The 14039-nt window shown below is 71.1% G+C and carries 11 protein-coding genes; 6 read left to right on the top strand and 5 right to left on the bottom strand.

The features are described 5' to 3' along the window. Window positions 1–55: 55 nt before the first annotated feature. The 3 genes from AS594_RS23325 to AS594_RS23315 all read left to right on the top strand — a co-directional run bounded on the left by AS594_RS23325 (window position 56) and on the right by AS594_RS23315 (window position 4267). Window positions 56–1573 carry a lyase family protein gene (locus tag AS594_RS23325; RefSeq protein WP_069935975.1) on the top strand — a complete coding sequence of 506 codons (1518 nt, stop codon included), beginning with the start codon at window positions 56–58 and terminating at the stop codon, window positions 1571–1573. Next, complete coding sequence (pcaDC, locus tag AS594_RS23320) at window positions 1566–3026, top strand: bifunctional 3-oxoadipate enol-lactonase/4-carboxymuconolactone decarboxylase PcaDC (RefSeq protein WP_079148740.1); 1461 nt, start codon at window positions 1566–1568, stop codon at window positions 3024–3026. Before AS594_RS23325 ends, pcaDC begins: the two co-directional genes overlap by 8 nt. A gap of 86 nt (window positions 3027–3112) precedes the next feature. Continuing rightward, complete coding sequence (locus AS594_RS23315) at window positions 3113–4267, top strand: alkaline phosphatase PhoX (protein WP_069935337.1); 1155 nt, start codon at window positions 3113–3115, stop codon at window positions 4265–4267. On the opposite strand, the gene AS594_RS23310 is transcribed toward AS594_RS23315, so the two are convergent. The 3 genes from AS594_RS23310 to dusB all read right to left on the bottom strand — a co-directional run bounded on the left by AS594_RS23310 (window position 4233) and on the right by dusB (window position 10001). After that, a complete protein-coding gene (locus tag AS594_RS23310) occupies window positions 4233–5315 on the bottom strand; it encodes an ArsR/SmtB family transcription factor (protein ID WP_079148739.1) in 1083 nt (360 codons plus the stop codon). The two genes, AS594_RS23315 and AS594_RS23310, sit on opposite strands and share 35 nt — an antisense overlap. A 427-nt stretch (window positions 5316–5742) precedes the next feature. Continuing rightward, window positions 5743–8484 carry a pyruvate, phosphate dikinase gene (ppdK, locus tag AS594_RS23305; RefSeq protein WP_069928846.1) on the bottom strand — a complete coding sequence of 914 codons (2742 nt, stop codon included), beginning with the start codon at window positions 8482–8484 and terminating at the stop codon, window positions 5743–5745. A gap of 377 nt (window positions 8485–8861) precedes the next feature. Next, window positions 8862–10001 carry a tRNA dihydrouridine synthase DusB gene (gene dusB, locus AS594_RS23300; protein WP_069928845.1) on the bottom strand — a complete coding sequence of 380 codons (1140 nt, stop codon included), beginning with the start codon at window positions 9999–10001 and terminating at the stop codon, window positions 8862–8864. A gap of 52 nt (window positions 10002–10053) precedes the next feature. On the opposite strand from dusB, the gene AS594_RS23295 reads away from it, so the two are divergent. After that, window positions 10054–11508, top strand: coding sequence for an MFS transporter (locus AS594_RS23295; RefSeq protein ID WP_069935336.1), 1455 nt, complete (start codon window positions 10054–10056; stop codon window positions 11506–11508). Between the two features lie 70 nt (window positions 11509–11578). Here AS594_RS23295 and AS594_RS23290 read toward each other — a convergent pair whose 3' ends face one another. Next, window positions 11579–11794 (bottom strand): DUF6243 family protein, encoded by a 216-nt coding sequence (locus AS594_RS23290; RefSeq protein ID WP_069928843.1) that lies wholly within the window; start codon window positions 11792–11794, stop codon window positions 11579–11581. A gap of 245 nt (window positions 11795–12039) precedes the next feature. Here AS594_RS23290 and AS594_RS23285 point away from each other — a divergent pair, with 245 nt between their 5' ends. Continuing rightward, entirely contained in the window at window positions 12040–13071 is a 1032-nt protein-coding gene (locus tag AS594_RS23285; RefSeq protein ID WP_069928842.1) for an aldo/keto reductase, read from the top strand. Window positions 13072–13121: 50 nt separating this feature from the next. Continuing rightward, window positions 13122–13706, top strand: a complete 585-nt coding sequence (locus AS594_RS23280) for a TetR/AcrR family transcriptional regulator (RefSeq protein ID WP_069928841.1) — start codon at window positions 13122–13124, stop codon at window positions 13704–13706. Window positions 13707–13771: 65 nt separating this feature from the next. Here the strand turns inward: AS594_RS23280 and AS594_RS23275 are convergent, their stop codons facing one another. After that, the gene (locus AS594_RS23275; RefSeq protein ID WP_069930718.1) at window positions 13772–13984 is read right to left on the bottom strand and encodes a hypothetical protein; all 213 of its coding nucleotides are present in this window, start codon (window positions 13982–13984) and stop codon (window positions 13772–13774) included. Window positions 13985–14039: the final 55 nt, after the last annotated feature.

The following is a 14039-nucleotide window of genomic DNA, read 5'->3' as shown; positions in this document are numbered from 1 at the left end:
GGCCCGACCCGACCGAACCACCCGGCCGGACCCGCTCGACCCGGCCGACCACGGGCTGCTCTCCCCCGTACGCGCGGGAACGGCGGCCGAGGCCGCGACCGGCGACATGGCCCTGCTCCAGGCGATGCTGGACGCCGAGGCGGCCCTGACGCGCGTCCAGGGGCCCGCCTGGGCGGGAAAGGCGGTCACGGCGGCCGCGGAGGCCGACCGCTTCGACGTACGGGACCTGGCATTGCGGGCCAGGTCCGGCGGCAACCCGGTGATCCCGCTGGTGGCCGCCCTCGCGGAAGCGGTGGGCCCACAAGTCGCGCCGTACGTGCACCGGGGCGCCACGAGCCAGGACATCGTCGACACGGCGATGATGCTGGTGGCCACCCGTACGGTGCCCCTGATCACGGCGGATCTGAACCGTACGGCGGAGGCCCTCGCCACCCTCGCGGCGGAACACCGGGACACCCCCATGCCGGGCCGCACCCTGACCCAGCACGCGGTCCCCACGACGTTCGGCCTGAAGGCAGCGGGCTGGCGCAGCCTCACCCTCGACGCCCACGCCCGCCTGCGGGCCCTCTCCCTCCCCGCACAGCTCGGCGGAGCGGCGGGCACGCTTGCCGCCTTCGCGCGGACAGGCCCCGATGACGCCTTCACGGTGCCGGGAGGGGACGTGCTGGGGCGCTCCCCGCAGGGTGTCGAACGCGACCACCCCGGTGAAAACGCAGTACCCGAACGTTCGACGCCCGAGGAGACGCCCCGGCGCGGCACCGACCCCAACGCCCCGCTCTCCTCCCCCTCCCCCACCCCCGCCCCAGAGCCCGACCCCGCCCTCACCCTCGTCACCGCGTACGCCGCCGAGCTCAACCTCGCGGCGCCCGGCCTCCCCTGGCACACCCTCCGCGCCCCCGTCGCCGACCTCGCCACCGCGCTCGCCTTCACCTGCGCCGCCCTCGGCAAACTGGCCACCGACGTCCTCACCCTCTCGCGCACCGAAATCGCCGAGCTCTCCGAAGGCACCGGCGGCGGCTCGTCCGCCATGCCGCACAAGGCCAACCCCGTCCACGCCACCCTGATCACCTCCGCCGCCCACCAGGCGCCCGCCCTGGCCTCCGTACTCCTCGCCTCCCTCGCCGGCGCGGGGGACGAACGCCCCGCCGGCGCCTGGCACGCCGAGTGGCAGCCCCTGCGGGAGCTGCTGCGGCTGGCCGGCGGCGCGGCGGCCTACGCGGCCGAGCTGACGGAAACTCTCCACGTCCACCCGGAGCGCATGCGCCAGAACCTCGGCCTCACCCAGGGCCTGATCGTCAGCGAACGCCTCGCGGCGGCCCTGGCCCCCGCCCTCGGCCGGACCCGCGCCAAGGACCTCCTCGCCGCCGCATCCCGGCGCACGGCCACCGAAGGCATCCCGCTGGCCGGGGCACTCGTGGACGCGCTCTCCCTGGACCGGTCGGCGGAAGCACTCGCGGACGCGCTCCCGCCGGACCGGCTGGCCGAACTCACCGACCCCACCCGCTACACCGGTTCCGCGGCCGCGCTGGTGGACCGCGCCCTGGACCGAAAGCCGGAGACCCCTCGTGACTGACCCCCAGAGCCTCCCCGCCCCCGTCCCCCGCCTCCGCCTCGACGGCCCCGAGTCCGGCACCCCCCTGATCCTCGGCCCCTCCCTGGGCACGTCCCACAAAGTCTGGGAACCCCAGCTCGCCGCCCTGGCCCGCGTCCACCGCGTCCTGCGCTGGGACCTGCCGGGCCACGCCGGCAGCCCCGCGGCGCTGATGCCGCTGGACGGCACGGCGACCGTCGCCGACCTGGCGGCGCTGGTCCTGCGGGCCGCCGACGCGCAGGGCTGGCACGCGTTCGCGTACGCCGGTATCTCGATCGGCGGCGCGGTCGGCCTGCACCTGGCGACGCACTTCCCCGAGCGCGTCACGGCCCTCGCGGTCGTCTGCTCGTCCGCCCGCTTCGGCGAGCCCACCACCTGGCGCGACCGCGCCGCGCTCGTACGGGCCGAAGGCACCGGGGCGGTGGTGGCTAGCCGCCCGGGCACCTGGTTCGCCCCCGCGTTCGCCTCCACGCCGCTCGGCCACGCGCTCATCGAGGACCTGCGCGCCACCGACCCGGTCGCCTACGCCGCCTGCTGCGACGCCATCGCGGCGTACGACCTGCGCGGCGCGCTGCCGATGATCACCGCACCGACCCTGGTCGTCGCCGGCCGGGACGATCCGGCGACACCGCCCGCGCACGCCCGCGAGATCGCCGACGCGATCCCGGGTTCGAGCCTTCTCGAAATCGCGGGCGCGGCCCACCTGGCGGGCGTGGAGCAGCCGGAGACGGTGGCCGCCGCCCTGCTCGCCCACTTCGCCCCGCCGCCCGCCCACACCGACGCGTCGCGCCACGCGGCGGGCACGCGGGTGCGCAGAGCGGTCCTGGGCCGGGCCCACGTGGACCGCGCGGTCGGCCGTACGACGCCGTTCACGGCGCGTTTCCAGGACTTCATCACCCGGTACGCCTGGGGCGAGATCTGGGCGGACGAGACGCTGGACCGGCGCACCCGCAGCTGCGTCACCCTCACCGCGCTCGTCGCCCACGGCCACGAGGCCGAGCTCGCGCTGCACGTGCGGGCGGCGCTGGCCAACGGCCTGAGCAGGGAGGAGATCGGCGCGGTCCTGCTCCAGACGGCGGTGTACTGCGGAGTGCCCGCGGCGAACTCGGCGTTCACCGTGGCGCAGGACGTCCTCGACGACCTCGGCCGCCTCGACTACGAGGAGGAGCCGGACGAGCGGAACAGCCCGGCCCTCCTGACCGACCGGGAAGAGCTGGAAGAGCTGGAAGAGCTGGAAGAGCCCGAGGACCGGCAAGAGCCGGAAGACCTGAGCGAGCCGGAAGACCTGCAAGAACAAGAGGACCTCAACGAACCGGAGGACCTGAACGAATCAGAGGATTTGCACAACCCCGGCGGCCCCAGCAGCCCCGGCACCAACGCCGCCCCCGGCAACTCCGGCAGCCCCGGCAGTCCCCCGGGCCCGGTCGGCGGCTGATCACTTCCCGCTCACCGGTTGTTGATGCACTGTCAATTCGAGACGCTTACGTTCCGAGGTCACAGTCCCCCACCCTGGAGTGACACATGGAACGTCGTAGCTTCCTGCGCGGCGCTGTCATCGGCACCTCCGTCGCCGCCTTCGGCGGCTCCCTCTGGCGCGGCGCGGCGTACGCCGACCCCGCGCAGCCCGGCGCCGGCCCCTACGGCGGCCTGGGCTCCGCCGACGCCAACGGCATACGCCTGCCGTCCGGCTTCAGCAGCCGCGTCATAGCCCGCTCCGGCCAGAAGGTCGGCTCCACCGCGTACACCTGGCACAACGCTCCGGACGGCGGCGCGTGTTACGCCGACGGCACCGGCTGGATCTACGTCTCCAACTCGGAGATCAGCCCCTCCGGCGGCGCGGGCGCGGTCCGCTTCTCCTCGACCGGCGCGATCACCAGCGCGTACCGCATCCTGTCCTCCACCCGCCAGAACTGCGCGGGCGGCAAGACCCCGTGGAACACCTGGCTGTCCTGCGAGGAGGTCGACCGGGGCTACGTCTACGAGACCGACCCGTGGGGCGTGAAGGCCGCCGTACGCCGCGACGCCATGGGCCGCTTCAAGCACGAGGCCGCCGCGGCCGACCCCGTGCGCCGGACGATCTACCTCACCGAGGACGTCACCGACGGCTGCTTCTACCGCTTCACCCCCACCACCTGGGGCGACCTCTCGTCGGGCAGGCTGGAGGTGCTGAAGATGGGTTCCGGTACGTCCGGACCCGTCACCTGGGCCACCGTCCCCGACCCCAGCGGCGCCACGGCCACCCGCAACCAGGTCTCGGGCGCCAAGCGCTTCAACGGTGGCGAGGGCTGCTACTACGCCGACGACGTCTGCTATTTCACCACCAAGGGCGACAACCGCGTCTGGCAGTACAACGCGGCCGCCCAGACCATCGAGCTGGCCTACGACGACTCCCTCGTGAGCGGCACCGCACCGCTGACGGGTGTCGACAACGTCACGGGCACGGCCTCCGGCGACCTGTTCGTCGCGGAGGACGGCGGCACCATGGAGATCTGTGTGATCACGCCGGACGACGTGGTGGCGCCCTTCCTGCGGATCGACGGACAGTCGGGCTCGGAGATCTGCGGCCCGGCCTTCTCGCCGGACGGAAGGCGCCTGTACTTCTCCAGCCAGCGCGGTACGAGCGGCAGCTCATCCGGCGGTATCACCTATGAGGTGACGGGCCCCTTCCGGGCCTGACGGCCCCCGCACCCGTCACGTCCGACCGGGGCCCGAGCGCCTGCGCCGTGGCGCCGCCCCGCAGCAGGGCGGCGCCCAGTGGTGTCAGGGTGTGGAGCACCGCGTTGCCGTGCCGCAGCGTGACGACGAGTCCGGCTTCCCGCAGGACGCACGCGTGCTGGCTCGCCGAGGCGAGCGACACTCCCGCCCTGCGCGCGAGTTCGCTCGTCGTACAGCCGCTGCCGATCGTGCCCAGGACCGTGGAGCGCGTCTGTCCCATCAGGCGCCCGAGGGGCGGTCCGGGGTCGTCGGCGGGCACCGGAGCGTCCGCGTGGGTCACCGGGTAGACCAGCACCGGAGGCAGGTGCGGATCGCGGTAGACGACCGGGGTGCCGCGGCAGAAGAACGACGGCTGGAGCAGCAGGCCGCGGCCGCGCAGATACAGGTCCCGGTCGACCGGATAGTCGGCCTCCAGGACGGGCGGGCGCCAGCGCAGCATCGGCGGGAGCGAGGTGAGGAGTTCGTCCGCGCCGCCGTCCAGCAGGGCGCGGCCCCTGGCCGCCCGGTCGGCCTCGACGCGGGCCTGGATGTGCGGCCAGTACGGTTCGACGGCGGCGCGGTGGTAGCCCCGCAGAGCGCCGGTGAGGCGGGCCAGCGGCTCGCCCCGGCCACCCGCCAGCGGGGCGAGGCACTGCCGGGTGGACGCCGCGGGGCTCTGCGGGGCCGTACGGCCGGCGAGGCGGTGGGAGGCGGCGAGCAGGGCCAGCTCGGCGCGCAGCCGCTCGGGGGCGGTGGCGCGCACGGCTTCGAGGCCCGTGTCCATGCCGCGTATTCCCTCACGGGGCGTCAGGAAATCGGGGAAATAACCCCGGTTGGGTATGACCGATGCCAGTATCCGTGTTTCACCGTTCAACCGAGTCCGTGATTCCCGGCGCCATTCTCCGAACACCTTGACTCCGCGCCGGTCGCGCAATCGGTGAAAACTGAGAACCGTTTCCCACAACGCGTCCGGCCGGTCGGACAGCCGAATCCTCGACAGGTCAACACCGGAGAAATGAACACGTAGCACCGAAGCCCCATCTGTTGCATCCGCAATCGTCCCCGCAGCAGGAGTATGCACGCAATCACAGGCCGTCACCACGGCCTTTCGGCCACAGTTGAAACGCATCGCGCGCCCCCTGTGCCGAACGAAATGCTGTTCCCCGTCGGGCACGACACCGGAGTCACCGGAAAGACACAGCGAAGGCCGTGGGGGGCTTTGCTGGGTCTGGCGGCGGTCGGCGAAGGTAGCGGCTCAGTGTCCGACGAGGTATCAGGATGTGGTCGCCGGGTGGGGATCCGGCGACCGCATCCTGCCGCAGCTTTCAGGGGAGAATGGCGTAATTCAACTGCTGTTGTTTTCTGTTGTTTCCTGAACATTTCAGGGCCCGATCGTATGCACAACAGAGCGGCGGCACCTCGTGCGAGGTGCCGCCGCTCGTGTGTTTCCGCCGGAACTAGCGCGAGTCGCTGCCCGAGGACTGCGCCGCCGCGCGGCCCGCCTCCAGGCGTGCCACCGGGATCCGGAAGGGGGAGCAGGACACGTAGTCCAGGCCCACCTCGTGGAAGAAGTGCACCGACTCCGGGTCACCGCCGTGCTCGCCGCAGACACCGAGCTTCAGGTCGGGGCGCGTGGCGCGTCCGGCCTCCACGGCGCTGCGCACGAGCGCGCCGACGCCGTCCCGGTCGATCGTCTCGAACGGGGAGACCCCGAAGATGCCCTTCTCCAGGTACGCCGTGAAGAAGCTCGCCTCGACGTCGTCGCGGGAGAAGCCCCACACGGTCTGGGTGAGGTCGTTCGTACCGAAGGAGAAGAACTGCGCGGCCTCGGCGATCTGGCCGGCGGTCAGGGCGGCGCGCGGCAGCTCGATCATCGTGCCGATGGTGAGCTTCAGGTTCGTGCCGGTGGCGGCCTCGACCTCCGCGATGACCTGGTCGGCCTCCTCGCGGACGATCTCCAGCTCCTGCACGGTGCCGACGAGCGGAATCATGATCTCCGCACGCGGGTCGCCCTTGGCGTTCTTGCGGTGCGCGGCCGCCTCGGCGATGGCGCGGACCTGCATCGCGAACAGGCCCGGGATGACGAGGCCCAGACGTACACCGCGCAGACCCAGCATCGGGTTCTGCTCGTGCAGCTTGTGCACGGCCTGGAGGAGGCGCAGGTCGTTCTCGTTCGCGTCCTTGCGGGACTCGGCGAGGGCGACGCGCACCGACAGCTCGGTGATGTCGGGGAGGAACTCGTGCAGCGGCGGGTCCAGCAGGCGCACCGTGACCGGCAGTCCGTCCATCGACTCGAACAGCTCGATGAAGTCGGCCTTCTGGAGCGGCAGCAGCGCGCCCAGCGCCTGCTCGCGCTCGTCGTCCGTGTCGGCCAGGATCAGCCGCTCGACGAGCTCGCGGCGCTCACCGAGGAACATGTGCTCGGTGCGGCACAGGCCGATGCCCTGGGCGCCGAAGCGACGGGCGCGCAGGGCGTCCTCGGCGTTGTCGGCGTTGGCGCGCACCCGCAGGCGGCGCACCCGGTCGGCGTACGCCATGATCCGGTGCACGGCGGCGACCAGCTCGTCGGCGTCGTCGGCGCCGGCGTGCATCCGGCCCTCGAAGTACTCGACGACCGGGGACGGTACGACGGGCACCTCGCCGAGGTACACCTTGCCGGTGGAGCCGTCGATGGAGACGACGTCACCCTCCTCGACGACGATCCCGCCCGGGGCCGTCATGCGGCGGCGCTTGGTGTCGACCTCGATCTCCTCGGCGCCGCAGACACAGGTCTTGCCCATGCCGCGCGCCACGACCGCGGCGTGCGAGGTCTTGCCGCCGCGCGAGGTCAGGATGCCTTCGGCGGCGATCATGCCGTCGAGGTCGTCCGGGTTCGTCTCACGGCGGATGAGGATGACCTTCTCGCCGGAACGCGACCACTTGACGGCCGTGTACGAGTCGAAGACGGCCTTGCCGACCGCGGCGCCCGGGGAGGCGGCGATGCCGCGGCCGAGCTTCTCGGTCTTCGCCTCCTCGTCGAAGCGCGGGAACATCAGCTGCGCGAGCTGCGCGCCGTTGACGCGCTGGAGCGCCTCGGCCTCGTCGATGAGGCCCTGGTCGACGAGCTGCGTCGCGATGCGGAAGGCGGCACCGGCGGTGCGCTTGCCGACGCGGGTCTGGAGCATCCACAGCTGGCCGCGCTCGATCGTGAACTCGATGTCGCAGAGATCCTTGTAGTGGGTCTCCAGCGTCTCCATGATCTGCATGAGCTGGTCGTACGACGCCTTGTCGATGTTCTCGAGGTCGGCGAGCGGCACGGTGTTGCGGATACCGGCGACGACGTCCTCACCCTGCGCGTTCTGAAGGTAGTCGCCGTACACGCCCTGGTGGCCGCTGGCGGGGTCGCGGGTGAACGCGACGCCGGTGCCGGAGTCGGGGCCGAGGTTGCCGAAGACCATGGAGCACACGTTGACGGCCGTGCCGAGGTCGCCCGGGATGCGCTCCTGGCGGCGGTACAGCTTGGCGCGGTCGGTGTTCCACGAGTCGAAGACCGCGTTTATGGCGAGGTCCATCTGCTCGCGCGGGTCCTGCGGGAAGTCGCGTCCGGCCTCGTCGGAGACGATCTTCTTGAACTTGCGGACCAGCTTCTTGAGGTCGGCCGCCTCCAGGTCGGTGTCGACCTTGACCTTCTTCGCGACCTTCGCCTGCTCCAGCGCCTCTTCGAAGAGTTCGCCGTCGACGCCGAGGACCGTCTTGCCGAACATCTGGATGAGACGGCGGTACGAGTCCCACGCGAAGCGCTCGTCGCCGCCGGCCTGCTTGGCGAGGCCGGTGACCGACTTGTCGGAGAGCCCGATGTTCAGGACCGTGTCCATCATGCCGGGCATGGAGAACTTGGCGCCCGAGCGGACGGAGACGAGCAGCGGGTTGTCGGCCTGGCCGAGCTTCTTGCCCATCTTCTGCTCAAGGGCGTCGAGGTGCTGGCTGACCTCGGCGCGCAGCGCCTCCGGCGCCTCGCCGCTGTCGAGGTAGACCTTGCACGCCTCGGTGGTGATGGTGAAGCCCGGAGGAACGGGCAGCCCGAGGTTGGTCATCTCGGCGAGGTTGGCGCCCTTGCCACCCAGCAGGTCCTTGAGGTTCCTGTTGCCTTCGGTGAAGTCATAAACGAACTTCTGACCCTCGGGCGCGCTGGCTACCTGGGGTTCTTTGTTTTCCGACACGGGTCTCGACTCCTCGAGGACGCGGTGGCTGCCCTGACGGCGAGGAACATACCCAGATCGAAGGTGTCTGGGTACGTCCACCTGACTGTCATGCGGCCTTAACCACTCGTCCGCCAGCAGATCGAAAGTGATCAACTAGGTGAGCCCGATTTTGGAGATCGTTCAAGTGTTTAACGCATAACTACATTGCGCAATGACCTTGGATCATATGATCACCACACAGTGACGGATGGTTTGATCGATCAAAACAAAAGAAGGTGGCACCCAGTGCCACCTTTTGAGAGGTGCAGCCCCGCCCGATGCGCTCATCTGAGCAATGACCGCATCAGGCGTGGCGAGGATCACGTCTCAGATGAGACCCGACCGAGACCCGAATCTCAGCCTCCGGACGTGTCCAGCTCCGCCTCCGCGCTCACGGCGGAGCAGTCGTACGGGTCCTTCAGCCAGCCATCCGGCAGGACAACCCGCCCATTGCCGGACGAACGACCCCGCGGCCCGTCCGCCCCCTCCGGCCACTCCTGATCCAGATTGAGCTCGCTCAAGTGAGCGTCCATCTCGTCCAGAGATGAGGAGATCGCAAGCTTCTTGCGCATCTCTGATCCGACCGAGAAACCCTTCAGGTACCAGGCGACGTGCTTACGGAAGTCAATGACCCCGCGTGCCTCGTCCCCGATCCACTCCCCCAGCAGTTCCGCGTGCCTGCGCATCACCGCGGCGACCTCGCGCAGCGTCGGGGCGGCGTACGCGTCCGTGCCCTCGAAGCCCGCCACCAGGTCCCCGAACAGCCACGGCCGTCCCAGACATCCGCGCCCGACCACCACGCCGTCACAGCCGGTCTGCCGCATCATCCGCAGCGCGTCGTCGGCGGACCAGATGTCGCCGTTGCCCAGGACCGGGATCTCGGGGACGTGCTCCTTGAGGCGTGCGATGGCGTCCCAGTCGGCCGTACCGCCGTAGTGCTCGGCCGCGGTCCGCCCATGCAGGGCGATCGCCGTGACGCCCTCCTCGACCGCTATCCGTCCCGCGTCGAGGTAGGTGAGGTGGTCGTCGTCGATGCCTTTGCGCATCTTCATCGTCACCGGCAGGTCACCCGCGTTGGACACGGCCTCGTTCAGGATGGCCCGCAGCAGCGGCCGCTTGTACGGCAGCGCGGAGCCGCCGCCCTTGCGGGTGACCTTGGGGACCGGGCAGCCGAAGTTCAGGTCGATGTGATCGGCCAGGTCCTCGTCCACGATCATGCGGACCGCCTTGCCGACCGTGACGGGGTCGACGCCGTACAGCTGGATCGAGCGCGGCGTCTCCGTCGCGTCGAAATGGACCAGCTGCATCGTCTTCTCATTGCGCTCGACCAGCGCCCTCGTCGTGATCATCTCGCTCACGAACAGCCCCTTGCCGCCGGAGAACTCACGGCACAGGGTGCGGAAGGGGGCGTTGGTGATGCCGGCCATGGGAGCGAGCACCACCGGCGGCTGCACGGAGTGCGGGCCGATGGAGAGCATGGGGAGCGCGGTGGTCATGGCCCCATTGTCCCGTACGGCGAGAGTCGTTAGGGCGCCGTACTATCCGCGTATGCCCGAGCTCACCCACCGGCGGCGGTCGCTGGTGCTGGCGATCTGCTGCATGAGCCTGCTGATCGTGAGCCTCGACAACACCGCCCTCAACGTCGCCCTGCCCTCCATGCGCGCGGAACTGGGCGCGACGGTCGCCGGGATGCAGTGGACGATCGACGCGTACACGCTCGTGCTCGCCTCGCTGCTGATGCTCGCCGGCTCCACCGCCGACCGGATCGGGCGGCGCAAGGTCTTCAAGGCCGGCCTGGTGCTCTTCACCCTCGGCTCGCTGCTCTGTTCCCTCGCGCCGAACCTCGGATCGCTGGTCGCCTTCCGCATGGTCCAGGCCGTCGGCGGCTCGATGCTCAACCCCGTCGCCATGTCGATCATCACCAACACCTTCACCGAGCCGCGCGAGCGGGCGCGGGCGATCGGGATGTGGGGCGGTGTGGTGGGGATCTCCATGGCGGCAGGCCCGCTGATCGGCGGCCTGCTGGTGGACGCGGTGGGCTGGCGGGCGATCTTCTGGGTCAATCTGCCGGTCGGCCTGGCGGCTCTGCTGCTGACCGTCCGGTACGTTCCCGAGTCGCGCGCCCCGAAGGCCCGCCGCCCCGACCCGGTCGGACAGCTCCTGGTCATGGCGCTGCTCGGATCGCTCACGTACGCGATCATCGAAGCGCCCGTGGCGGGCTGGACGTCGCCGCTGATCCTGCTGTGCGCGGGAACGGCCGCGACGGCGCTCGCCGGCCTTCTCCTGTACGAACCGAGACGCACCGAGCCGCTGATCGATCTCCGGTTCTTCCGCAGCGCCCCCTTCAGCGGGGCGACGGTGATCGCGGTGTGCGCTTTCGCCGCGCTCGGCGGCTTCCTGTTCGTGAACACGCTGTACCTCCAGGACGTACGGGGGTTCTCGGCCCTGCACGCCGGGCTGTACATGCTGCCCATGGCCGGGCTGACCCTGGTCTGCGCGCCGCTCTCGGGCCGCCTGGTCGGCAGCCGGGGGCCCCGGCTGTCGCTGCTGGTGGCGGGGAGCGCTATGGCGGCGAGCGGGGTGCTGTTCGCGGCGTTCGAGGCGGAGACGTCCACGCCCCTGCTGTTCACCGGATACGTCCTGTTCGGCCTCGGCTTCGGCATGGTGAACGCACCGATCACCAACACCGCCGTGTCCGGCATGCCGCGCGCCCAGGCGGGCGTCGCCGCGGCGGTCGCCTCGACCAGCCGGCAGGTCGGCCAGACGCTGGGCGTCGCCGTCATCGGCGCGGTGCTCGCGGCAGGGGTCCACGAGCGGCCGTACACCGGCACCTTCGTCGCGGCGAGCCGGCCGGCCTGGTGGATCATCGCCGGCTGCGGACTGTGCGTACTGCTGGTGGGGGCGCTGACCAGCGGCCCGTGGGCCCTGCGGTCGGCGCGCCGGACGGCCGCCAGGCTGGAGGACTGCCCGGCGGACCGGCCGTCGGCGGGCGCGGCGCGCTGAGCACACGCGAAGGGGCCCGGACCGCTGTCAGCGGTCCGGGCCCCCTGCTACGTCCACATGGCTGGGTACGTCAGCTCTGCGCGTCCTGGGCACCGTCGTCGGCGGCCGCCTCGCCGCCCTCTTCCGCGGCGGTACGCTCCCGCATCTTGCGCAGCAGCTCCTCCTTGTGGTCGGACGCGAGCTTGCGGTCGGCGTTGCGCGTGGGGCCGTTGTCCGCGAGTTCGGCGCGGGACATCCTCTTGCGCTGCCCGCCTACGCCGAGCAGGTTGTTGCGGCTCTTTGCCACGGGGTTCTCCCGAAGTGATGAGAAGTGATCTGCGGATTCGTCGGGTGGGGGGCGGACGTGGGATCCGCCGCGCGCTCACTCGTAGATCTGGAAGAACATGCCCCCGACAGTACCGGGCCGCCGGGGCGCCCGGCACCAGATTTCCCGCTCGACAGCCTCTCGAAAATGGACTGACAGATATTGGAATCTGTCAGTCCATACTCCATAGTCGTAGGAGCAGACACCCCACGACCCCAGGAGCCCCCATGACCACCCGGCCCTTCCCCACCCGCACCCTCGGCTCGTCCGGTCCCCGCGTCTCGGCGCTGGGCCTCGGCTGCATGGGCATGTCCGCGCTGTACGGCGACGCCGACCGTGCTGAGTCGATCGCCACCATCCACGCCGCTCTCGACGCCGGCATCACGCTGCTCGACACCGGCGACTTCTACGGCATGGGCCACAACGAACTGCTGATCAACGAGGCGCTGCGCACCGCCCCGGCCGCGGCCCGCGAACAGGCCCTGACCAGCGTCAAGTTCGGCGCCCTGCGCACTGTGGAGGGCGGCTTCACCGGCTACGACGGCCGCCCCGCCGCCGTCAAGAACTTCGCGGCGTACTCGCTCCAGCGCCTCGGCACCGACCACATCGACATCTACCGGATCGCCCGCGTCGACCCCGACGTCCCCGTCGAGGAGACCGTCGGCGCCATCGCCGAGCTGGTGGAGGCCGGGCACGTCCGCCACATCGGTCTCTCCGAAGTGGGCGCGCGCACGCTCCGCCGGGCCGCCGCGGTGGCCCCGGTCTCGGACCTCCAGATCGAGTACTCGCTGCTCTCGCGCGGCATCGAGGACGAGATCCTGCCCACGGCCCGCGAGCTCGGCATCGGCGTCACGGCGTACGGCGTGCTGTCCCGCGGTCTGATCAGCGGCCACTTCTCCCATGACCGCGAACTGGCCCCCGGCGACTTCCGCGGCATGAGCCCGCGCTTCCAGGGCGAGAACCTCCGGCACAACCTCGGCCTGGTCGAGACCCTGCGCAAGATCGCCGGGCAGAAGGGCGTCACCGTCGCCCAGATCGCCATCGCCTGGGTGCTCTCCCGGGCCGGCCGGCACGACGTCGACATCGTGCCGCTGGTCGGGGCCCGCCGCAGGGACCGGCTGGCCGAGGCCGTCGGCGCCCTCGGCGTGGCGCTCGACGCCGATGACCTGGCCGCGATCGAGGCCGCCTTCCCGGCCGGCGTCGCCGCGGGTGAGCGCTACCCGGCGAACCAGATGGCCCACCTGGACAGCGAGCACTGATCTGCGGGTACGGTCGGGATCACCGCCCAGTGAAAGGCAGCGCAGCCGCCATGCCGCCAGAAGCCCTGACCCCCGAACGCATCCTCGAAGCCACCGAGGACGTGCTGCGCCGGTACGGGCCGGCCAAGGCCACCGTCGTCGACGTGGCGCGCGCGCTCGGCGTCAGCCACGGCAGCGTCTACCGTCACTTCCGCACCAAGGCGGCGCTGCGCGAGGCGGTGACCGACCGCTGGCTGGAGCGCTCGGTGGGGCAGCTGGCGACGATCACCGCGACCGCGGGGCAGCCTGCCCCGGTGAAGCTGCGGCGCTGGCTGTCGGCGCTGTTCGACGCCAAGCGCAAGAAGGCGGGCGACGACCCGGAGCTGTTCGCCACGTACGGCGTGCTCATCGAGGAGAACAGCGGCGTCGTCGACGAGCACCTCCGCGAGTTGACCGGACAGCTCCGCGAGATCATCGAAGAGGGCGTACGCGCCGGCCAGTTCGCGGTCGAGGACACGGCGGTCGCCGCGCAGGCGGTCTTCGACGCCACCGCCCGCTTCCACGATCCGTGCCACGCCGCGGAATGGCGGAGCCCCACGATCGGTGACGAGTTCACCGCCGTGTCGGACCTCCTGCTCAACGGCCTGCGGGCCTGACCCCGGGACGGGCCCTCGTCGGCCGGCCACGGGGCCGGGGGCCCGCACGCGCCCGCGCGGACGGCTCAGGACCGGGAGCCCGCCGGATCCACGGTCGCCTGGTGGGCCTCCGCGAGGTGCTCCTCGGCCTTGAGCCAGGGCAGGAACTGCACCCCCTTGCGCCAGCCGCACGTCCCGCAGTTCAGCGAACGCTGCATGCCGGCCCGCTGGACCTGGACCACGTGCTCACGGCCGTGCTGATCCCATCTGCGGACCTTGCTGCCGGTCGTCGACGGCATCATGCCTCCCCCTGGTACGAATGGGCCCAGTGTGCCCGAAGACCCCGGCTCCGCT

Source organism: Streptomyces agglomeratus (assembly GCF_001746415.1).
GTDB classification, from domain to species: Bacteria; Actinomycetota; Actinomycetes; order Streptomycetales; family Streptomycetaceae; genus Streptomyces; species Streptomyces agglomeratus.
Note: the sequence above shows the minus strand (reverse complement) of the source record. Positions and strands in the feature narration are given on the sequence as shown.

Bases quoted from the DNA above. Each gene is read 5' to 3' on its own strand.
- AS594_RS23285 (WP_069928842.1), top strand. From the start codon at position 12,040: ATGACCACCCGGCCCTTCCCCACCCGCACCCTCGGCTCGTCCGGTCCC.
- AS594_RS23315 (WP_069935337.1), top strand. From the start codon at position 3,113: ATGGAACGTCGTAGCTTCCTGCGCGGCGCTGTCATCGGCACCTCCGTC.
- AS594_RS23275 (WP_069930718.1), bottom strand. From the start codon at position 13,984: ATGCCGTCGACGACCGGCAGCAAGGTCCGCAGATGGGATCAGCACGGC.
- AS594_RS23280 (WP_069928841.1), top strand. From the start codon at position 13,122: ATGCCGCCAGAAGCCCTGACCCCCGAACGCATCCTCGAAGCCACCGAG.
- dusB (WP_069928845.1), bottom strand. From the start codon at position 10,001: ATGACCACCGCGCTCCCCATGCTCTCCATCGGCCCGCACTCCGTGCAG.
- AS594_RS23295 (WP_069935336.1), top strand. From the start codon at position 10,054: ATGCCCGAGCTCACCCACCGGCGGCGGTCGCTGGTGCTGGCGATCTGC.